Annotated in this window: 13 protein-coding genes and 3 pseudogenes; 10 read left to right on the forward strand and 6 right to left on the reverse strand. The window is 60.0% G+C overall.

Features of this window, described 5'->3' with window-relative positions:
• Positions 1–9: 9 nt before the first annotated feature.
• Positions 10–2,283 (reverse strand): cation-translocating P-type ATPase, encoded by a 2,274-nt coding sequence (locus tag GKZ68_RS02215; protein WP_173110318.1) that lies wholly within the window; start codon positions 2,281–2,283, stop codon positions 10–12.
• Positions 2,284–2,550: 267 nt separating this feature from the next.
• On the opposite strand from GKZ68_RS02215, the gene GKZ68_RS02220 reads away from it, so the two are divergent.
• Positions 2,551–2,763 carry a heavy-metal-associated domain-containing protein gene (locus GKZ68_RS02220; protein ID WP_173110320.1) on the forward strand — a complete coding sequence of 71 codons (213 nt, stop codon included), beginning with the start codon at positions 2,551–2,553 and terminating at the stop codon, positions 2,761–2,763.
• Between the two features lie 71 nt (positions 2,764–2,834).
• Here the strand turns inward: GKZ68_RS02220 and GKZ68_RS02225 are convergent, their stop codons facing one another.
• Both GKZ68_RS02225 and GKZ68_RS02230 read right to left on the reverse strand, forming a co-directional pair.
• On the reverse strand, positions 2,835–3,023 hold the full coding sequence (locus tag GKZ68_RS02225) for a hypothetical protein (RefSeq protein ID WP_173110322.1): 189 nt from the start codon (positions 3,021–3,023) through the stop codon (positions 2,835–2,837).
• A 39-nt stretch (positions 3,024–3,062) separates the two neighbouring features.
• Positions 3,063–3,410, reverse strand: a complete 348-nt coding sequence (locus tag GKZ68_RS02230; RefSeq protein WP_173110324.1) for an iron-sulfur cluster assembly accessory protein — start codon at positions 3,408–3,410, stop codon at positions 3,063–3,065.
• A 194-nt stretch (positions 3,411–3,604) separates the two neighbouring features.
• On the opposite strand from GKZ68_RS02230, the gene GKZ68_RS02235 reads away from it, so the two are divergent.
• Positions 3,605–4,141 (forward strand): hypothetical protein, encoded by a 537-nt coding sequence (locus tag GKZ68_RS02235; protein WP_173110326.1) that lies wholly within the window; start codon positions 3,605–3,607, stop codon positions 4,139–4,141.
• Positions 4,142–4,155: 14 nt separating this feature from the next.
• Complete coding sequence (locus GKZ68_RS02240) at positions 4,156–4,686, forward strand: 5'(3')-deoxyribonucleotidase (RefSeq protein ID WP_217275296.1); 531 nt, start codon at positions 4,156–4,158, stop codon at positions 4,684–4,686.
• Between the two features lie 116 nt (positions 4,687–4,802).
• Here GKZ68_RS02240 and bshA read toward each other — a convergent pair whose 3' ends face one another.
• Positions 4,803–5,939, reverse strand: a complete 1,137-nt coding sequence (gene bshA, locus GKZ68_RS02245) for an N-acetyl-alpha-D-glucosaminyl L-malate synthase BshA (protein WP_173110330.1) — start codon at positions 5,937–5,939, stop codon at positions 4,803–4,805.
• Positions 5,940–6,107: 168 nt separating this feature from the next.
• Here bshA and GKZ68_RS02250 point away from each other — a divergent pair, with 168 nt between their 5' ends.
• The 7 genes and pseudogenes from GKZ68_RS02250 (at position 6,108) to GKZ68_RS02280 (ending at position 16,758) form a co-directional block, all read left to right on the forward strand.
• Positions 6,108–7,901 carry a DUF885 family protein gene (locus tag GKZ68_RS02250; RefSeq protein WP_173110332.1) on the forward strand — a complete coding sequence of 598 codons (1,794 nt, stop codon included), beginning with the start codon at positions 6,108–6,110 and terminating at the stop codon, positions 7,899–7,901.
• 42 nt (positions 7,902–7,943) lie between these two features.
• Positions 7,944–9,446 carry a M28 family peptidase gene (locus GKZ68_RS02255; protein WP_173110334.1) on the forward strand — a complete coding sequence of 501 codons (1,503 nt, stop codon included), beginning with the start codon at positions 7,944–7,946 and terminating at the stop codon, positions 9,444–9,446.
• 297 nt (positions 9,447–9,743) lie between these two features.
• Positions 9,744–10,553, forward strand: a pseudogene (locus tag GKZ68_RS02260) (alpha/beta fold hydrolase); the annotation flags it as partial.
• Positions 10,554–10,584: 31 nt separating this feature from the next.
• Positions 10,585–12,434 (forward strand): annotated as a pseudogene (locus GKZ68_RS02265) (DUF885 family protein).
• Between the two features lie 49 nt (positions 12,435–12,483).
• On the forward strand, positions 12,484–14,058 hold the full coding sequence (locus GKZ68_RS02270) for a serine hydrolase (RefSeq protein ID WP_173110337.1): 1,575 nt from the start codon (positions 12,484–12,486) through the stop codon (positions 14,056–14,058).
• Between the two features lie 198 nt (positions 14,059–14,256).
• Complete coding sequence (locus GKZ68_RS02275; protein ID WP_254244125.1) at positions 14,257–16,149, forward strand: M1 family metallopeptidase; 1,893 nt, start codon at positions 14,257–14,259, stop codon at positions 16,147–16,149.
• Positions 16,150–16,227: 78 nt separating this feature from the next.
• The gene (locus GKZ68_RS02280; protein ID WP_173110339.1) at positions 16,228–16,758 is read left to right on the forward strand and encodes a hypothetical protein; all 531 of its coding nucleotides are present in this window, start codon (positions 16,228–16,230) and stop codon (positions 16,756–16,758) included.
• Positions 16,759–16,768: 10 nt separating this feature from the next.
• Here GKZ68_RS02280 and GKZ68_RS22565 read toward each other — a convergent pair.
• Positions 16,769–17,482, reverse strand: a pseudogene (locus GKZ68_RS22565) (IS5 family transposase); the annotation flags it as partial.
• A gap of 185 nt (positions 17,483–17,667) precedes the next feature.
• The gene (locus GKZ68_RS02295; RefSeq protein WP_173110345.1) at positions 17,668–20,664 is read right to left on the reverse strand and encodes a glycoside hydrolase family 3 N-terminal domain-containing protein; all 2,997 of its coding nucleotides are present in this window, start codon (positions 20,662–20,664) and stop codon (positions 17,668–17,670) included.
• Between the last annotated feature and the right edge of the window lie 123 nt (positions 20,665–20,787).

The raw sequence follows: 20,787 nt of genomic DNA on the forward strand, positions 1-20,787 counted from the left end.
ATAGATAGGCTAGCGACCCGCAAAGGCCCGCAGCCGTAGCGAATTGGTGAGCACCGAAACGGAGCTGAGCGCCATTGCGCCGGCCGCTAGCATGGGCGAAAGCCGCACCCCAAAAAATGGGTAGAGCAACCCCGCCGCGATGGGAATGCCCAGCAGGTTGTAGATAAAGGCGAAAAACAGGTTTTGCTTGATGGTGCGGATGGTTTGGCGCGACAGCCTAATGGCCGTAACTACGCCTTGTAAGTTGCTGCGCATGAGCGTGATACCGGCTGCTTCCATTGCTACGTCGGTGCCGCCGCCCATCGCCAGGCCAATGTCGGCCTGCGCCAGGGCCGGCGCGTCGTTGATGCCATCGCCGACCATAGCCACGGTGCGGCCTTCGGCCTGCAACTGCTTTACCTGCTGCGCTTTATCCTGGGGCAATACTTCGGCGAAGTAGCGCTTTATACCAACCTGGCTGGCTACCTGGGCGGCCGTTTGGGGGTTGTCGCCGGTCATCATCACTACTTCTAGGCCTAAGTCTTGCAGCTGCCGGATGGCGGCGGCCGAAGTATCGCGCACCGTGTCGGCCACGCCCAGCAGGCCGGCGGCTTGGCCCGCTACGGCCACGTAGAGCACCGTTTTGGCCTGAGCTTGCAGCGCTTCGGCCTGGGTGGCTAGCGCGGGTGGCAGCGCAATGTTTTCGTCAGTCAGCAGGCGGCGGTTACCGATGAGCACTGCTTGGCCCGCTACGGTGGCGGCGGCTCCTTTGCCCTCTTTTGCTTGAAAACCCGAGGCTAGCGGCGCGGTGCCGGCCGGCTGGCTAGCCCCGGCGTAGCGCACGACGGCCTCGGCCAACGGGTGTTCACTCTGTTGCTCTACAGCCGCTATCAGCGGTAGCAGCTGCGCCTCGGTGTAGCCGGGCGCGGCGATAAAATCCGTAACGGCGGGCTCGCCGCGCGTGATGGTGCCGGTTTTATCAAGGAGCACCGTATCAACTTTATACGCTTTTTCCAGCGCCTCGGCATTGCGAATAAGTACGCCTTGCTCGGCGCCCTTGCCGGTGCTCACCATAATGGCCGTGGGCGTGGCTAGCCCCAGCGCGCAGGGGCAGGCAATGATAAGTACCGCCACGAAGCTGACCAGCGCCAGCGGCAGCCGCGAGGTTACCGGCGCCAAATCGAACCACAGCACGAACGTGAGAATGGCAATCACGACCACCGTGGGCACGAAAATGGCGCTTACCTTATCGGCCAGCCGCTGAATGGGCGCGCGGCTGCCCTGGGCATCTTCGACCAGCTTCACAATCTGGGCCAGCATCGTGTCGGCCCCTATTTTATTGACCCGGAAGCGGAAGGCCCCGGTCTTATTGAGCGTGGCACCAAAAACTGAGTCGCCGGGCTGCTTGGTCACGGGCAGGCTTTCGCCGGTGAGCATGGCCTCGTCCACGGCCGAGTGGCCGGTTTCGACGGTGCCGTCGGTGGCGATTTTCTCGCCGGGGCGCACGGCCACGAGGTCGCCGGGCTGCACCTGCTCGATGGGTACATCTACCTCCTGGCCATCGGGGCGCACCACGCGGGCCGTGCGGGCCTGCAGGCCTAGCAGGGTGCGGATAGCGGCCGAAGTCTGGGTTTTAGCGCGCATTTCCAGCACTTTACCCAGCAAGATGAGCGCGATAATGGTGGCCGTGGTGTCGTAGTACACCTCGGGCGGCACCCCATGGCTGGCAAAGAAGCCAGGCACCACCGTGGCGGCCAGGCTGTATAAAAACGCCGCCCCGGTACCCACCGCAATCAGCGTGTCCATATTGGCCGAGCGGTGCTGCAAGCCGTTCCAGGCCGACGAGTAAAACTCGCGCCCGCTGAATAGCAGCACTGGCAGCGTGAGGGCTAGCAGCAAATAATTGAGCGCCTGCGGATTGAGGTGCATCATGAGCGCGGGCCACAGCATGCTCATGCTCAACGCCATAATAACAGCCGCTAGCCCGGCCGCCACCCCAAGGCGACGCTTCAATACTTGGTAAGCGGCGGCTTTCTGGCGGTCTATTTCGGCCTGGCGGTCGGCGGCGCTGGTGTCGGGGGCACGCGCGGCCACGGCGTAGCCGGCGTTTTCGACGGCCGCACGCAGGTCGGCCGGGCTAGCTTGGGTAGGGGCGTAGGTGATAGTCGCCTTTTCGGTGGCGTAGTTTACGAGCGCAGCTTGCACGCCGGGCGTGCGGCTCAAGGATTTTTCCACGGCGGCGGCGCAAGCGGCGCAGCTCATCCCCTTAATGTCGAGGGTGGTGGTTTGAGAAGGGGCAGACATAAAGATAAATAACTAAAAATCAGGATTGAACAAGCAGAATCAGGCTAGGGGCTGCTCGGCTGGCTTCTATACAAATTAACGCGAAGAAGCTGCGCACAGCGGTACGCAATTCGGCCGCAGACTTGCATTATTACGCGTTGGTTATGGCCTAATCATGTAGGTGTACGGCAAAAATTTGTGCGGAAATGCACGAAAATCAGCCTGAAATTTGTAGTACCCAGCTAGCGGCCTCATTCATCAGACGCTTCCCTTTACTTATTTCTGATTATGTCAATGCTTCGTTTTAAAACCACCATTAACTGCGGCGGCTGCATCAAAGCCGTTACGCCCGCGCTCAATAAAGAAGTAGGCGCCGAGAATTGGCAGGTCGATACTGCCAGCCCTGATAAAGTGCTCACCATCACCTCGGGTCGCGTATCGGCCGCCCAGGTGCTGGCCGCCGTAGAGCAGGCCGGCTTCCAGATTACGCCGCTGAGCTAGTCTCTGCGCTTTGCGACTCAGCAATTAAAAAAGCCCGGCTAGCCGGGCTTTTTTAATGTGTACGAGGCAAGCTAATCATCCGAGTCATCGGGCTTGAGCTTTTGCAGAGCGCTGGCTAGGCCCTGCCGCAGCTGCTTGCCCGAATCGGGCGGCAGCTGCTCGCCGATATGGTATTGCTTTTGCAGGCGCTCCCATTCTTCAATAGGAATAAAAACCCCGGTAATATTGCCCTTGGCGTCGGATAAGTATTTGATGTCCATGGCTTTGCTGGCAATAAAACTGGTGAGTAGGCTAGCGGGCTAGGCCGAAAATGACGAGCCGCAGCCGCAGGTGCTCTTGGCCTGGGGGTTATTGAAGGTGAAGCCGCGGGCGTTGAGGCCGTCCTGGAAGTCAACTTCCATCCCGAGCACGTACATGGCGTGCTTTTTATCCATAATGAGCTGCACGCCGTCGAGGTCGTACACTTCGTCCTGGTCTTTGGCTTTGTCGAAGCCCAGCAGGTAGCTCATGCCCGAGCAGCCGCCGCCCTGCACCCCGATGCGCAGGCCGTAGTCGGCGGGTACGCTTTTCTCCTGAATGATATTTTTAACCTCAACTAACGCGCGGGGCGTGAGGCCAATAGGCGGCGCTAACGTGGTGGTGGCCATAACGGGTCCTGAGTTTAGAATGAATGTAGATAAGACAAATATACGCTAGCTAGCGGGCCAGCCGTGCACTTAAACAGGGCAGGGCCGGCGGCGGTTCACGGCGCGAGGCTAGGCGGGGGCTGGCGGGCAAAAACAGGTCCAAAACTCCGCGCTACCGTAGTTTCACGGTTAGCCAGGGCATTCTTCTACATTTTATGGACACGACCACTTATTTCTTTGACTTACTCAAGACCATCCTGCCCGCGCTCATCGTGGCCGGGGCCATCTACCTGCTTTTTCGGCAGCATTTAGAAAAAGAACAGCAGCGCCGCCTCATCGAGCTACGGCTCGACAGCAGCAAAACGACTTTGCCGCTGCGCCTGCAAGCCTACGAGCGCATGACGCTGCTGCTGGAGCGCATTTCGCCCAACAATATCCTGGTGCGCCTGAGCAGCGCCGGCCAAAATGCGGCCGACTACCATCGCCTGTTGCAGCAGGAAATCCGGGCCGAGTTTGAGCACAATTTTGCGCAGCAGCTCTATATAACGCCCGAAGCCTGGGCCCAGGTGAAGCAGGCGAAGGAAGATGTTCTCACCATGATAAACCGGGCCTTTCATGGCCTCCAAAATCCCACCCAGCTGCGCGGCACTGAGCTAGCCAAGCGCATTCTGGAAGGCCTGATGACCGACGCCGCCGACCCCACCGCCCAAGCCCTGGCCATGGTGAAGCGCGAGGCGGCCGGGCTGTTTTAATGTTTATAGCAGCGATGACCAAACAACGAATTGCCGTGGATATGGACGAGGTAATGGCTGATGCCATTGCCCGGTTTCAGGAGTGGTACGGCCGCGATTTTCAGCTGGAGCTGACGCTCGAAGCCTTACGCGGCAAGCACCCGCATGAAGTAGTGGCGCCCGAGCACCAGCCCGCGCTACGCGCCTACCCCAACGCCGAGGGTTTCTTCCGCGACCTGCCGGTTATCAAAGACAGCCAGTGGGTGTTGCAAGCGCTAGCCCAGAAATACGAGCTGTTTGTGGCCTCGGCGGCGATGGAATTTCCTACTTCCTTTCTCGACAAATACCAGTGGCTCCAGCAGCATTTCCCGTTTATTCACTGGCGCAACTACGTGTTTTGCGGGGATAAGAGTATGCTGAACGTCGATTACCTCATCGACGACAATGCCTATAATTTCGATGGCCTGCGGGGCGAGGGCTTGCTATTCGACGCGCCGCACAACGCGCTCGAAACCCGCTACCGCCGCGTGCGCGGCTGGCAAGAAGTAGCGGATATTTTGTTGTAGATTAGATATTTTGTTGTAGATTATCAGTTTAATAAACTAAAAGAGCGTCATGCTGACGAAGGAGGCATGACGCTCTTTTTTGTGCTTGCTCGTTTGTACTTAGCTCAGCAGCCAGCCTAGCGGGGCTGCAACGCAGCCAGGGCCGCCCGCTCGTAGCACTGCTCGTAGAGCGGCACGATGTTGCTGACGGCAAACTCCTCGGCGCGGGCGCGGGCGGCGGCTTTAAAGCGGGGTAGGTTCTCATCATCGAGCACATAGAGAGCATTTTTGACCATGTCTTCCACGTCGCCGATGTTGCTGAGCATGCCGGTTACGCCGTCCACATTCAGCTCGGGGATGCCGCCGGCGTTGGTGCTCACCACGGGCATTTCGCAGGCCATCGCTTCGAGGGCGGCCAAGCCAAAGCTCTCATTCTCAGAAGGCATAAGGAAGAGGTCGCCCACGCTGAGGACTTCCTCCACGGCTTCGAGCTTGCCCAGGAACCGCACATCGCGCTGGCAGTCGAGGTCGCGGGCCAGCTTCTCCATGCGCGAGCGGTCGGGGCCGTCGCCCACCAGCAGCAGCTTGGCCGGAATGTGCTGGCGCACGCCGCAGAAGATGCGCAGCACGTCCTCGACCCGCTTCACGGTGCGGAAGTTGCTGGTGTGGATGAGCAGCTTCTCGCCCTCGGGCGCGATGGCGGCCCGGAAGTGGCTCTTATCCTGCTTTTTAAAACGCCGAAGGTCGATAAAGTTGGGAATAACCTCAATCTTGTGCTCGACGGGGAAATACGCGTAGGTTTCGCGCCGCAAATCGTCCGACACGGCCGTGACGCCGTCGCTCTCGTTGATGCTGAACGTGACCACCGGCTCGTAGCTGGCATCCTTGCCTACGAGCGTAATATCGGTGCCGTGCAGCGTCGTAACCACGGGCACCGTGATGCCGCGCGAGCGCAGAATCTGCTTGGCCAGGTAGGCCGCCGAAGCGTGCGGAATGGCGTAGTGAACGTGCAGTACGTCAAGCTTTTCATTCTGCACAATATCCACCATTTTGCTGGCCAGGGCCGACTCGTAGGGCGGAAACTGGAAAAGCGGGTACGTGGGCACGTACACTTCGTGGTAAAAGACGTTCTCGTTGAAAAAATCGAGCCGCACCGGCTGGCTGTAGGTGATAAAGTGCACGCGGTGGCCGCGCTGGGCCAGAGCTTTGCCCAGTTCGGTGGCTACCACGCCGGAGCCGCCAAAGGTGGGATAACAGACAATGCCGATGTTCATGGGAAAAGATAGAGTAGGCGAGGGGCTAACCGGAATACGCAGCGGAGGTTTGGGCCGCAACCTTGGCAGGGGCCAGGCCGACTTTGGGCCGGCGCCCTGGCAAGGACCCGCTAGGCTAGCCAGAGGCTGCCGCGTAGCTTTGATTTCCTATTTATTCTTGATTTGTTAATGAAGCACTTTCTACTGCTGGGTTGCCTGGCGGCCGGGCTGGCTAGCTCCGCGCTGGCCCAGCCCACGCGCGCCAACTCCCCGACGGCCAAGCCGGTGGGCTCGTCGCCGCTGGCCGCGCTGTTTACCAATTATTGGGAGGAGCAGGCGCGGCTGTATCCGCTACAGGCTACCAGCCAGGGCGACAACCGCTACAATGACCAGCTGCCCAACTCGGGCACCGTAGCCTTTCGGCGCCAGCAGCGCAGCCTCTACGAGCGCTACCAGGGCCAACTGGCCCGCATTGACCGCAGCAAGCTCGCGGCGGCCGACCAGACGAGCTACGACGTTTTTCAGTACGAGATGACGAGCCGGCTGGCTAGCCTCAAGCAGCCAACCTGGACCATGCCCTTTACGCAGTTCAGCGGCTTGCCTATTGAGCTGGCGCAGCTAGGGGCGGGCACCGGCGCGCAGCCCTTCAAAACGGTGCGGGACTACGACAACTGGCTGGCCCGCGTGCGGCAGTTTCCGGTGTGGGCCGATACGGCGGTGGCCGACTTCCGGCACGGCATGCGCACTGGGGTGGTGTTGCCCAAAGTATTAGTGCAAAAAATGATACCGCAGCTGGAAGCGCTAGCCGTGGCCGACCCTAGCCAGAGCGTTTTCTACGGCCCGATTAAGCAGCTGCCGGCTACCTTTTCGGCCGCCGATAAGCAGCGCCTGACGGCGGCGTATGAGCAGGCCATCCGCACCCAGCTCGTGCCAACTTATCAGAAGCTAGCCACGTTTTTAAAGACGGATTACCTGCCGGCGGCGCGCACCAGCACCGGCATCGCGGCCGTGCCGGGCGGCGCCGATATGTACACCACCGCCGTGGCGTACTGGACCACCACCACCCGCACACCCGAGGAAATCTACCAGACCGGCCTCTCGGAAGTGGCCCGCATCCGGGGTGAGATGGAAAAAGTGCGCCAGCAACTCGGCTACCAGGGTACCCTAGCCGAGCTGCTAGCCTCGCTTTCGACCGACCCCAAATTCCGGCCCTACAAAACGCCCGAGGACGTGCTCAATGGCTTCCGGGCCATTCAGGGCCGGGTAGAGCCGGGCCTACCGCGCCTGTTTGGGCGTATGCCTAAAACGGCGTTTGAGATTCGGCAGACGGAGGCTTTCCGTGCCGCCTCGGCCAGCGCGCAGTACAACCGCGGCGCGGCCGATGGCTCGCGGCCGGGCATTTTCTACGTGCCGATTCTCGACGCTACCAAGTACAAGACGCCGGGCATGGAGTCGCTGTTTTTGCACGAGGCCATTCCGGGCCATCACTTTCAGGTGTCGTTGCAGCAGGAAAATACCAATCTGCCCAAGTTTCAGCGGTTTGCGTTCTACTCGGCTTTCAGCGAGGGCTGGGCGCTGTATACCGAAAGCCTGGGCAAAGAGCTGGGTATGTACACCGACCCTTACCAATACCTGGGCGCGCTGAGCGCCGAGATGCACCGCGCCATCCGGCTGGTAGTCGATGTGGGCATGCATGCCAAGGACCTCACCCGCGAGCAGGCTATTCAGTATATGCTCGATAATGAGGCCACTACCGAGCAAGGCGCCACGGCCGAAATCGAGCGCTACATGGCCTGGCCCGGCCAGGCGCTGGCCTACAAAACGGGCCAGCTCAAAATCCGGGAGCTGCGCACGCGCTACGAAAAGCAGCTGGGGCCGAAGTTCTCGCTCAAGGCTTTCCACGATGAACTGCTGCTGGATGGGGCCATGCCGCTGGCTGTGCTCGAGCGCCGCATGGACGCCTGGGCCGCCCGCCAGAAGTGAAAAATCAAGAAAAAAAGCATACCAGTTAAAAACCTTTTCTCAATGAAACCCAGACTCCACCTCTTAGCTGCCCTGGCGCTGGCCGCCCCCCTGGCCGGCCAGGCGCAGCAAAAAGCCAAGGCCAAGCCGGCTACGGCCACCACTACTTCCGCCAATGCCGAAAGTGCCATCAAGGAAGCCGACATCAAGCGCGACCTGTACGCGCTGGCCGGCGACCACTACCGCGGCCGGGAGGCCGGCAGCCTCGACGAGTTGAAGGCCTCGGTGTGGCTAGCCGACCAGATGCGGGCCATCGGCGCGCTGCCGGCCGGCGACGATGGCACCTACTTTCAGTGGTTTACGATGCAGCGCACGCGCCTCACCAAGGGGAGCACGCTCACCATCGGCAGCCACCAGCTCAAGCCCAACCACGACGCCCTGCTGTTTGCCCCGGTGAGTGCCACCGTGAACGCGCCGATGGTGTGGGTGGGCAACGCTACCCCCGCCGAGCTGGCGAAGGTCGATGTGAAAGGCAAGGCCGTAGCCATGCAGTTTGGCGGCGAGGTGACGCCCGGCCTCAGCTTCCGGCGCTACCAGATGGCCACCATGCGCGACCGCTCGGCCGACCTGGTGAAGGCCGGCGCCGTGGCCGTGGTGATAATAAGCGATGCCCGCGCCCAGGCCGTATTCGACCACTGGGGCCACACCTACGAGCGCGGCCGCTACGGCCTGCCCGGCGACCCCAACGTGAAAATGGCCACCGGCGCCCCCACTATCTGGCTGCCCGCCAGTGCCGCCAGCTGGGCCCAGCAGCCCGGCCAGCAGTTCGTGGCCAACCTGCAGCTCGAAAGCTTCGGCTATCCGTCGGTGAATATCGTGGCGAAAATTCCCGGTACCGATGCGCAGTTGAAAAGCCAGAACGTGCTTTTCAGCACCCACCAGGACCACGACGGCGTGCGCGAGCCCGTGGCCGGCGACTCAATTTACAACGGCGCCGACGACAATGCCACCGGCTGCGCGGCGCTGCTAGCCCTCATGCGCGCCTTCAAGGCCAAGCCGGCCCGGCGCACGGCCCTGTTCGTGTACCACGGCGCCGAGGAGCGCGGCCTCATTGGCTCGCGCTACTACTCGGCCAACCCTACGGTGCCGCAGTCGTCCATCGTGGCGGTGCTCAATGCCGAGATGATGGGCCGCAATGCGCCCGACAGCGCCGCGCTGCTCGGCCGCCAGCGCCCGCACCGCAACTCGCTCGACTTGGTAAACATCGCTCTGGCCGCCAATCAGGCCGGGCCCAAGTTCAAACTCGATACGCTCTGGGACCGTGCCGACCACCCCGAGGGCTGGTATTTCCGCTCCGACCACCTGCCGTATGCGCGGCTAGGCATCCCGTCGGTGATGTACACCTCGCTGCTGCACGTGGACTACCACACCCCGCGCGACGAGCCTAAGCGCATCGACTATCCCAAGCTCACCAACATGACCCGCTGGATGTACCTCACCGGCTGGGCCGTGGCCAACCGCACCGCGCCGCCCGCCCGCGACCCCGGCTTCAAGCTGGAGCGCTAGGGGAGGGGTTGACCGCAAAAGCGCCTATAAAGCAGGTAGAACTACCTGCTTTATAGGCGCTTTTGCGTGCAGCGCTACTTTGTATGCTTCCTTTACGGCTATGAAACAATTTTTACTTGGAATACTCCTGTTGGCTAGCATATGGGTAAGTGCGCAGCCCGCCCGGCCCCCGGCGGCGGCGGTAGATACGGCCTTCCTACTACCCGTCAATGGGGTTAGGCAGTACCTGGAAATTAAGGGCGCTTCCAGGACGAAGCCAGTTTTGCTGTTTATCCACGGGGACCCTCCTGGCCAGCCACGCCCATGAGCCGCAAGTACAGCCAAGACCTGGCCCAGAACTTCATTTTTGTTTCGTGGGACCAGCGCAACTGCGGCAAGTCGCAGACCGACACAACGGTAGCGCTGACGCCCGGGCTGTATGTGGAGGATGCCCACGTGGTAACGCAGTTCTTGCAGAAGCAATATCACCGCAACAAGATATTCGTCGTGGGCCACAGTTGGGGCAGCCTCATCGGGGTAAACCTCGTGCAGAAGTACCCGCAGGACTACGCGGCCTACATCGGTATGGGGCAACTGGTAAACCCTGGCAAGTCGGAAATGCTGGCTAGAAACCACGTAGTACAGCAGGCCACGCTACGCAAAGACACGGCAACCCTAGCGGCGCTGGCCAAAATTCCGCTTTCGGCCGACGGCACCTATCTCAATGGCCTGGATGACTTGCTGAAATTTCGGATGCTCTCCGATAAGTATCTCACCAGCAGCGAGGTGGCCGAGCTGCCGAACCCCATGACACTGTGCCCCGACTACCAGGCGCTGGACTGGATGACCCCGGTAATGAGGACGTACAAGCTGCTGAGCAGCTATATGGATGGAGGAAAAGTTAACCTACTGAAGCAGAATGCCTTTCAACTGCCCGTGTACTTCATTGTGGGTAAGTACGACTATGCGACTTCGGCGGAACTGGCGCAGCAGTATTTCGCGGCCATTAAGGCGCCGAAGAAACAGCTGTTCTTGTTTGAGCACAGTGGGCATCAACCAAGTTGGGAAGAGCCCGCGCTTTTTCAAGCGCGCCTGCGGCAAATAGCGGCCGCCAATGAGGTGAAATAACTTGGCAATCACCTCATAACTCTTTCTGCTGATGAAAATACGCCTACTACCTACACTGGCAACGGTCGGTTTACGGGTTGCCTGCCTACCTGCTACTGCTTTAGCGCAATCAGCCAAAACCGGTGCCGCAAGTATTGCTGCCGCGGTCTCGCCCGCCTCAGCGCCGCTGGCTGCGCTGTTTGAAGCGTACTGGGACGAGCAAGCCCGGCTGTTTCCCCTCGCAGCCACGACGCAGGGCGACAACCGCTACAACGACCAGCTGCCGAACAACCAAACCCGCGCCTTTCGGCAGCAAGAGGAGCAGTTTTACCAGCGATATCTTGCGCAATTAGTTAAAATTGAGCGCAGTAAGCTTTCGGCCAACGACCAGCTTAACTACGATATTTTTCGCTACCAGCTGGATATCGACCTGGCTGGGCTCAAGCGAATCGGCTGGATGCTGCCGTTTGACCAAACTAGCGGCTTGCCCCAAAGCATGGCTCAATTTGGGGCGGGCTCGGGTGCGCAGCCCTTCAAAACGGCTAAAGACTACGATAACTGGCTGAGCCGCGTGCGCGGCTTCACTGCCTGGACCGACTCGGCCATCGGCAACTTACGCCAGGGTATGGCGCGCGGGGTAGTGCTTCCGAAAGCGCTTGTCGTAAAGATTATACCGCAGCTGGACGCTTTATCGACACCCGACCCGACCAAAAGCGTCTTCTACGGCCCCATTGCGAAGTTGCCGGCTACGCTGCCGGCCGCCGACCAAGAGCGGCTGACCGCCGCCTACCAGCGCGCCATCGGCACCGAACTGGTGCCGGCTTATCAAAAGCTCAGCGCCTTCCTGAAAACGGAATACCTGCCTAAAGCGCGCGCTACTACGGGCTTTGGCGACCTGCCCGGGGGACCGGAGGCCTATCGCTACGCCGTGAAATACGCGACTACCACCGACCAAACCCGGAGCAAATTTACCAAACTGGCCTCAGTGAGGTGAAGCGCCTGCGCACCGAAATGGAGCGGGTGAAGCAGGAGGTTGGTTTTCAAGGTGACTTGCCGGCGTTTTTCGCCTACATGAAAAACGACCCGAAATTTCGGCCCTATAAAACGCCGCAGGAGGTGCTAGCCGGCTTCGAGGTTATTCATCAGCGGATGGAACCCAACCTCAAAAAGCTGTTTGGCCGCATGCCCAAAACGCCGTTTGAAGTGCGCCAGACGGAGGCTTACCGCGCCGCTTCGGCCAGCGCCCAGTACTTCGCGGGCTCGCCCGATGGTACGCGGCCAGGCATTTTTTACGTGCCTATTTTGGATGCGACACAGTACAACGTTACAGCCCTACCCTCAATGGAAGACGTGTTTCTGCACGAGGCCATTCCGGGGCACCACTACCAGATTTCGCTGCAGAATGAAAATACGTCGCTGCCCAAGTTTCGGCGTTTTGGCGGCTACAGCGCCTTTAGCGAGGGGTGGACGCTGTACTGCGAGAGCCTGGGCAAGAAGCTAGGTCTCTACACCGACCCCTACCAATACGTGGGCTCGCTAGGGGGCGAAATGCACCGCGCCATCCGCCTGGTAGTCGATGTAGGCATGCACGCCAAGGGTATGACGCGCGAGCAAGCTATCAAATACATGATGGACAATGAGGTTATCAGCGAGCAGCTGGCCACGGCCGAAATAGAGCGCTACATGGCCCGCCCCGGCCAGGCGCTGAGCTATAAAACCGGCCAGCTGAAAATTCGGGAGCTGCGTGCCCGCTACGAAAAGCAGCTGGGTAAGAAGTTCAGTCTGCGCGCCTTCCACGATGAAATTCTGGCCGGCGGCGCCATGCCCCTGGCCGTGCTGGAGCGCACGCTGGACGCCTGGGCCGCCCACAGCGGTAGGCGTGGCAGTTTGCCGAGCCGGTGAGTTAGCCAAAAAATAGTATCCTCCACTACTTACCCTCTGTCACCATTTTATGCGTTTGTTTTCTTTACTTATCTCGACGTTAGCCATGCTACTGGCCGTTCCGGCCCTGGCCCAAATGGCCCCACCCGTTACCGCGCCGCTCGACGTAGCCGCGCTTGATGCCGTGGTGGCCCGCACGCTCAAGGCCTTCGACGTGCCGGGCATTGCCGTGGCCGTGGTCAAGGATGGACAGGTGGTGCTGGCCAAAGGCTACGGCGTGCGCTCGCTGGCTACCAAGGAGCCGGTCGATGCGAATACTCTTTTCGGCATTGCCTCTAATACCAAAGCCTTCACCACCGCAGCGCTAGGCCTGCTGGTGGAGGAAGGCAAGCTGCAGTGGGATGACAAGGTGACCAAGTACATCCCCGAGTTTAAGATGTACGACCCCTACGCGACGGCCGAGTTCACGGTGCGCGACCTGCTGTGCCACCGCAGCGGCCTGGGCCTGGGCGCCGGCGACCTGATGCAGTTTCCCGATTCGGCCGATTTTACGGCGGCCGATGTCATTCACAGTCTGCGCTATTTCAAGCCGGTGTCGTCGTTTCGCAGCAAGTTCGACTATGATAACAGCCTCTACATCGTGGCCGGCGAGGTGGTGGCGCGAGTGAGCGGCCAGCCCTGGGCCACGTTTGTCGAAACCCGCTTGTTGAAGCCGCTGGGCATGAATCGGAGCGCTACCGTTTATAGCCGACTACCTGACCCCACCAATGTTATCGACGCCCACGGGCCCATTGATGGCAAGGTGCAAGTAATCAGGCGCGACATGAATACGCTGCTAGGCCCGGCCGGTGGCATCTACAGCAGCGTAGCCGACCTGAGCAAGTGGACAATGATGCTGCTCGGCGGACGCGGCGCCCCGGCGCCGCTCCTAAAGCCTGCCACCTTGCGCGAGCTGTGGACGCCGCAGACCATCCTGCCCGTCAGCCCCGCACCTTCGCCCTACAACACGCATTTTAGTGCCTACGGGCTAGGGTGGTTTTTGCGCGATGTGCGTGGCTATAAGGAAGTATCGCACACCGGCGGCGAAATCGGCATGGTAACCAAAGTTATACTGTTACCCGAACTGCACGTAGGCGTTATCGTGCTCACCAATCAGGAAAATGGCGCGGCCTTCACGGCCGTTACCAATTTTATCGAAGACCACTACTTGGGTGTGAGTGGCCTGGACCGAGTGCAGGAGATGGTAGACCGTCTGAAGGCACGTAATACCGAGGCCGACAAGTCAACCGTCGCCGTGTGGCAGCAAGTGGCCGCCGCCCAAAAAGCTGCGTCCAAGCGCCCTAGCTACGGGGCCTACGTGGGCCGCTACCACGATGCCTGGCTCGGCGACGTGCTGGTGTCGCAGCAGGGGCAGCAGCTTTGGCTGCGGGCCGTGCGCGCGCCCCGCTTGGTGGGCCAGCTGCTGCCATACAGCGCCAACACCTACGCCGTGCGCTGGAAAGCCCGCAGTATGAACGCCGACGCCTTTGCTGCCTTCAGCCTCGACGAGCGGGGCCGGGCTGTGAGCATCAAGATGAAGCCAATTTCGCCCCTCACCGATTTTAGCTACGATTTTCAGGACCTCGATTTGCAGCGGGTGGAGTAGGGGCTGGCCCCCAACAGGTCGACTACCCAGCCCAAACAGGAGGCTAGCCCGGTATTCGGCGGGCTAGCCTCCTGTTTGGGCTATTTTTGCGGCCCGGCTTGCAGCGTCAGGCCGTTTTTTGCGTTAGTAGCCAGCGCCGCTAGGGTTACTCACAAACGACCCTGGCGCTTCACGGACGCCCCATTTTAGCCTGCTTTGTTGAAAAATACTGCCCGTTTTTCCCGCCCGCTGCTGCTGGCACTGCTAGCCCTCACGTGCTCGGCTAGCCTGGCCCAAACGGCCCTGCCCATGCCCCGCAACCTGCGCGCCGCCTACGACCGCGGCACCCGCGGCCCCGACGGCCGCCCCGGCCCGCGCTACTGGCAAAACACGGCCGACTACACCATCGAGGTGGTGTTTAACCCCGCCACGCGCAAGCTGGAAGGCGAGGTGAAAATTGTGTATCAGAACAACAGTCCCGACGAGCTGCGTGAACTGTGGTTCAAGCTCTACCCCAATCTTTACCAGAATGGTGCGCCGCGCACCACCAAGTTTCGCCCCGAGGATATCGGCGCGGGCGTGGCGATTTCGGAATTGAGCCTCGGCGGCCAGGCCGTGGATGTGAAGTCGCTGGTCATCGACAATACCAACATGACCGTGCCGCTCGCCCAGCCCCTCGGGCCGGGGCAGACGGTGGAAGTGAGCATCACGTATTCGTACATCCTCAACGAAGGCTCGCACCAGCGCACGGGTGAGATAGAGCCGGGCGCGGCGTTCGTCGCGTATTTTTTTCCGCGCATTGCCGTGTATGATGACATAGACGGCTGGAATAAAGTGCCTTACCTCGGCGGGCCGGAGTTTTATAATGACTTCTGCCATTTTTCCGTCGACATCACCATGCCGCGCAACTACGTGGTGTGGGCCACCGGCGACCTCACCAACGCCAGTCAGGTGCTCACCAAAAAATACGTCAACCGCCTGCACGACGCCAGTACTAAGGACGGTATTGTCACTATCATCGACAGCACTGACCTGCGCCGCCACGACTACACCGCCGGCCGCGGCGACAATACCTGGCACTTCGACGCGCGCGACGTCACGGATTTTGCCTTTGCCACTTCGGAGCACTACGTGTGGCAGTCGACCAGCCTCGTGGTAGACCCCGCCACCAAGCGCCGCACCCGCGTCGATGCCGTGTACAACACCAAGCACCGCGACTACCGCGACGTGATTGAGATTGCCCGGCGCACGGTGCAGGCCATGAGCTACACTTTCCCGAAGTGGCCCTACCCCTACAACCACGAGACGGTATTCGACGGCCTCGACCAGATGGAGTACCCGATGATGGTGAACGACAACCCTTCGCGCACCCGCGAGGCAGCCATTACACTCACCGACCACGAGATTTTTCACACGATGTTCCCGTTCTACATGGGCATCAACGAAACGAAATACGGCTGGATGGACGAGGGCTGGGCCACCATCGGCGAGTGGATAATCTCGCCCCTCATCCAGCCCGGCCTCGCCGACGACTACGGCATGGTGCCCTACGCCCACGCCGCTGATACCGAAGACGACCTGCCCATCGTGACGCTGACCACCCAGCAAACCGGCGAGCCGTTTTTCCTGAACTCCTATCCCAAGCCGGCGCTAGGGTATCTGTACGTGAAGGATATGCTCGGCGATGAGCTGTTTACCAAAGCCTTGCACACCTATATTCGTGCCTGGCACGGCAAGCACCCGATGCCCTACGACTTCTTCTACTCGATGAATGCCGGGGCGGGTCAGAATATGGACTGGTTCTGGAAAAGCTGGTTTTTCGACAGCGGCTACCCCGACCTGGCCATCACGACCGTGGTGCGCCCCGCCGACCAGCCCGCCCAGATTACCGTTACCTCGAAAGGCAATAAACCCGTGCCCGTGGACCTGACGGTGATTTTCGACAACGGCGACGAGGAAAAAATCCACCGTAGCATTGCCGTGTGGAAGGACGGTGCCAAGAGCGTGACGGTATCCGTGCGCAACGGCCGCACCATCAAAAAAGTAACCCTGGGCAGCCTCTACGTGCCCGACAGCTACCCGGCTGATAATATGTGGACGGCGGTGGAGTAGGGGCTGAATCTAACAAAGCTCTCCGCTATTACCTTCGATAATCATCACTCTTTCTCCAACCGCTTTCACGACTAGTAAATGACTGTTCTAACTTATACAATTGCATGCAAATCATGCTTAGTTGCCGATGACGTGCAGTACAGTATGCAAGTTGCCAATCCTTATAAAGACTTGTTAGAAGATAAGTTGCTCAAGTCTGATTACAAGCTGGTTAAGTATGTAATGTCAAATTTGAGTGAAAGAAACTTCAAGTGTCCTTTTTGCGACTCTAAAAATTTAGATGTAAATTCTATTGCAATAGACAATAAAAGAGCTTTAATTGATAATACTGTAACGCAGTTACGATTGGTTTTAGTAAAAAATAAAAATGGTGAAATCGAGATGAAAAAAGATGGTTCAGAATATTTTCCGCCTGGGTTTTCGAAAAGAGCTTATGAATTGATGAAAAAGGCTTTAATGGAAACTCCGATAAACGAGTTTGAGCAAAAGCAAACGGGTTTAATTAAGTTAATTATATCCAGCAGATATACAAACTCTGAGCTAAGCTGGGCGGCTCGTCTAAAGAGTGTGGACAGTTATCTCATCCAATCGAGGGCAGCCAAAAGGTGAGCGGTGGCTAAAAAAGAGACAGCCGTTTTTTCGTAGCGGGTGGCAAAGCCCCGCGCTTCTTTGAGGCGGCCAAAAAAGCGCTCAATTTTGTTGCGGTCGGCGTAGAGGTTACGGTCGTAAGTGCGTTGGTCCAGGCGGCTGGCTTTGGGCGGAATAACGGAGACGGCGTGCTGGGTAGCAATGGCTGTCAGTACGTTATTCGTGTCATAGGCTTTGTCGCACACCACCGCGCCCGGTGGGTGGGCTAGGGCCGCGAGCAGCGGCGGCAATTGCGGGCTGTCGGCCCCCTGGGCCGGGGTCAGCAGCAGGTGCAGGCAGTTACCCAACGCGTCGACTACGGCGTGGACTTTGGTGCCAAAACCGCCCCGACTGCGGCCGAGGCACTCGGCACGGGCCGTGCTTTTTTTTGACCGGCCGCGGCCTTGTGTGCCCTGACGGTGGTCGAATCCACGAGCACCCAGGCGTAATCCGGCTCTTGTACGGCCAGAAACAGCGCCTCCCAGACCCCGGCCAGGGCCCAGCGCCGAAACCGGCGCGCAATCGTGTTCCAGTTGCCGAAGCGAGCGGGCAGGTCGCGCCAGGCAATACCGGTGCGCGTGCGGTAAAAAACGGCGTTGACAAACAGCCGGTTATCGCGACCTGTGCCACCACTTGTGCTGGGTTGGCCCAACGTGTGAGGTTCGATTAGGTGCCATTGCTGGTCGCTTAGTTCGTGACGGCGCATCCGCAAAAGTAACCCTAGCACTGTCCACACTCTTTAGAACAGTTTAGTTTTGTGGGTTTTGGCTATCAAGAAACACTTTGGCTATTTGGTAAAATGGAAGAGTATATTGTGGCATAAGATGCCGACTGGTTCTTTACTAGCACAAGCTACGCTGTACTATACTCGCGCCAGCTAAGGCCGTGTCGCTACTGCCCGCCCGCCGTGCTGCCTACCCGCTCAGGCCGTTGCTGCGCCATCGCCTTGTAAATCACCTCCTGAATGCGGGTGCGGATGTTATACGTGCGCAGCTTGATGTTGCCCGCGTCGGGGTACACGCGGTTGGAGAGGAAGACGTAGAGAATCTGATTATCCGGGTCGAGCCACACGCAGGTGCCCGTGAAGCCGGTGTGGCCGAAGGTGCTGGCCGGGGCTAGCCGGCTGGTGGGGCCTTCGGGCTTGCTAGGGTCGCCGCGGTCCCAGCCCAGGCCGCGCTTGTTGCCGGCCACCTGCGGGCGCGAAAATTCGCTCACCACCGAATTCTGGAAATACATATTGCCGCCGTACTTTCCGTTTTGCAGGTTCATCTGCATCAGCACGGCCAGGTCGTTGGCGGTGGCAAAGAGGCCGGCGTGGCCGCCCACGCCGCCCACGAGGGCCGCCGTTTGGTCGTGCACCGTGCCTTGCAGCTGCTCGCGGCGGTAGTAGGTATCCTTCTCGGTGGGCGCGATGCAGCTCTTGGGGAAGCGCGTGAGTGGGTTGTAGGTCATCGTGCCCAGCCCCAGCGGCTTGTAAAATTCCTTAGGCAGAAACTCCGCCAGCGGCTGCTGCAGAATTTTCTCGGCCAGGCGCTTCATGATGATGAAGCTAAGGTCGGAATACTCGACTGGATACTTGCCCCGCACCTTGGGCAGCAGCTGCGAGCGCAGGGTCCAGGCCCACACCGAGTCGTCGGCCGCCTTGATGGAGTATTCGCCGGGTGCTACCTCATTGGGAAAGTCGTCGGAGCGGGCGCTGGAGTAGTACGCGGGCTTGAGCGCGCCATCGGTCACGGTGCGCTCCCAGGTCGGGATGCCGGGCTTGAGGCCCGCCTGGTGCAGCAGCACATCGCGCACGGTGGCGTCGCGCTTATTAGTGCGCTGCATCTCGGGCAGGTAGGCGCTTACTTTCTCATCCAGGTTCAGCCGGCCCTGGTCTTTGAGGTACATAATGGCCTGCAAGGTTCCTGCCACCTTGGTCACCGATGCCAGGTCATATAACGTGCTGTTGGTTACTGGCTGGCTCTGGTCGTAGGTGCCGTAGCCGTAGCTCTGGTCAAATACCACCGTGCCATTCTTGGCGATGAGCACCTGGCAGCCGGGCGTAGCCGCCGTCACGATGCTTTCGAGGGCAATGTGGTCAATCTGACTCATAATTTTCGAGTCGAGCCCCTCGCGCTCGGGCGCGGCGTAGCGCAGGCGATGCAGTTCGGTAGTGGCTAGGCCGGTGCCTATTTTCAGCGTTTCCGACACCGTAACTGGTAGCTTGCCCCGCGCCGGCAGCGCCCCAAATAGTATCTGCGGCACCACGAGCTGCGCCGCGTAGTGGTCCTCGTAGCCGCACACCAGCGTGCGGGCCGACTCTAAGAACTTGAGACCATAGGCATTGCCCATCGCTACTACCACCGTTTTGCGGCGCTTGTCGGCCTCCAGGTTCTTAAGGAATTTCAGCGCGCCCTCGCCCAGGCCGTAGCTGTGGCTAGGGGTGTTGTTCATCTGGTGCAGGCTCACTACCACCACGTTCGCATCGCCCAGGCGCGCGTAGATGCGGCTGAAGGTCGAGTCGGGCGCGTAGCGGTCGGGCACGGCGTACACCGGGCCGGGCTGATACTTGTTGAAAATCGTGGCGTAGGGCCCCTCTGGCTGAGTACCGATAGTTATGGCCGCAATGCGCAACGTGTCGAGCCGCTGGAAGGGCAGCAGCTTATCCTCATTCTTCACCACCGTCACGGCGTGCTCAAAAATCGTCTGGGCCAGCACTCGCGATTCGGGCACGTTAAGGCTGTCGCGCAGGGCCAAGGCATTGGCTGGCTTATACTTACTCAGGCCCGCCCAATACTTGGCGCGCAGAATCTTTTTGACCCGCAAATCGAGGTCGGCCTGGTTAAGATGGCCCGCTGCCACGGCTTCCTTAATGCGAATGAGCGCGGCCGGCACATCTTCCGAAAACAGCAGTACGTCGTTGCCGGCGGCCAGGGCCATCGCGTCGAGCTCGCCGTCTTTATAGAGCTTGCTCACGCTGCGCATGTTCAGCGCATCGGTGAAAATCAAACCCTTAAAACCCATGCGCTCTTGCAGCAGGCCGGTTACGAGCGCCTTAGAAAGCGTGGTCGTTTTGGCATTCGTCGTGTCGAAGAGCGGCATGTAGAGGTGGGCCACCATCACGCCCAGCGCCCCGGCCTCGAACGACTTCTGGAAGGGGACTAAATCTACTTTTTCCAGCCTAGCCAGGTCCGTGTTTATCACCGGCAACGCCACGTGCGAGTCGGTGTCGGTGTCGCCGTGGCCGGGGAAGTGCTTGGCTACAGCAATTACCTTCTGGTCTTGCAACCCCTTGATATACTGTACGCTTAATGCCGCCACACGGTCCTGGTTTTCGCCAAACGACCGGTTACCAATTACGGGGTTGCCGGGGTTAGAATTGACATCGACCACCGGCGCGAAATTGATGTGCACGCCCAGCGCCCGCAGCTTGCGGGCCAGGTCGCGGCCCATCTGGTACACCAGCCGGTCGTCGTCCATCGCGCCCAAAGTCATCTGCTTGGCGAAGTGCATGGTCGAGTCGAGGCGCATGTCGAGGCCCCATTCGGCATCGGTGGCGATGAGCAGCGGCACTTTAGCGGCGGCCTGCAGGCGATTGGTCATAATAACCTGGCGCTTAGGCCCGCCCTGCAAAAACATGACGCCGCCAATGCCTTGGTTGCGCACCAGCCGTTCGATGCGGTCGGCGTGGGCCTTCTCGCGGTTGGAGTAGGCGGCCACCATGAAAAACTGACCTAGCCGCTGGTCGGGCGTGAGCGAGTTGAACACGCTGTCAACCCACTGCGTTTCGGCGGGGCTGGCGGCCAGCGGGTCGGGCAGGGGCTTGCGCGGCTCCGTCGAACCTAGCAGCAACCCGGCGACCCCCAGCAGCAACCCCAGAAACAGAAACCGGAAATCGACGCGCATCAGCCCTAGGCGGGAAGTTTTAGAGGTAGAAAAGGCGGCCCGCACAGGCTACTTTTGCCAGCGAACGGAGCCGGAACCCCCGGCCAGCCTTGGCGGTTCCATAGGAGCGAAACCTCTGCGGAT

Origin of the sequence: Hymenobacter sp. BRD128 (assembly GCF_013256625.1) — a bacterium.
Classification (GTDB): domain Bacteria; phylum Bacteroidota; class Bacteroidia; order Cytophagales; family Hymenobacteraceae; genus Hymenobacter.

Coding starts and splice junctions, on each gene's coding strand:
- GKZ68_RS02215 (WP_173110318.1), bottom strand. CDS start 2,283: ATGTCTGCCCCTTCTCAAACCACCACCCTCGACATTAAGGGGATGAGC.
- GKZ68_RS02220 (WP_173110320.1), top strand. CDS start 2,551: ATGTCAATGCTTCGTTTTAAAACCACCATTAACTGCGGCGGCTGCATC.
- GKZ68_RS02225 (WP_173110322.1), bottom strand. CDS start 3,023: ATGGACATCAAATACTTATCCGACGCCAAGGGCAATATTACCGGGGTT.
- GKZ68_RS02230 (WP_173110324.1), bottom strand. CDS start 3,410: ATGGCCACCACCACGTTAGCGCCGCCTATTGGCCTCACGCCCCGCGCG.
- GKZ68_RS02235 (WP_173110326.1), top strand. CDS start 3,605: ATGGACACGACCACTTATTTCTTTGACTTACTCAAGACCATCCTGCCC.
- GKZ68_RS02240 (WP_217275296.1), top strand. CDS start 4,156: ATGACCAAACAACGAATTGCCGTGGATATGGACGAGGTAATGGCTGAT.
- bshA (WP_173110330.1), bottom strand. CDS start 5,939: ATGAACATCGGCATTGTCTGTTATCCCACCTTTGGCGGCTCCGGCGTG.
- GKZ68_RS02250 (WP_173110332.1), top strand. CDS start 6,108: ATGAAGCACTTTCTACTGCTGGGTTGCCTGGCGGCCGGGCTGGCTAGC.
- GKZ68_RS02255 (WP_173110334.1), top strand. CDS start 7,944: ATGAAACCCAGACTCCACCTCTTAGCTGCCCTGGCGCTGGCCGCCCCC.
- GKZ68_RS02270 (WP_173110337.1), top strand. CDS start 12,484: ATGCGTTTGTTTTCTTTACTTATCTCGACGTTAGCCATGCTACTGGCC.
- GKZ68_RS02280 (WP_173110339.1), top strand. CDS start 16,228: ATGACTGTTCTAACTTATACAATTGCATGCAAATCATGCTTAGTTGCC.
- GKZ68_RS02295 (WP_173110345.1), bottom strand. CDS start 20,664: ATGCGCGTCGATTTCCGGTTTCTGTTTCTGGGGTTGCTGCTGGGGGTC.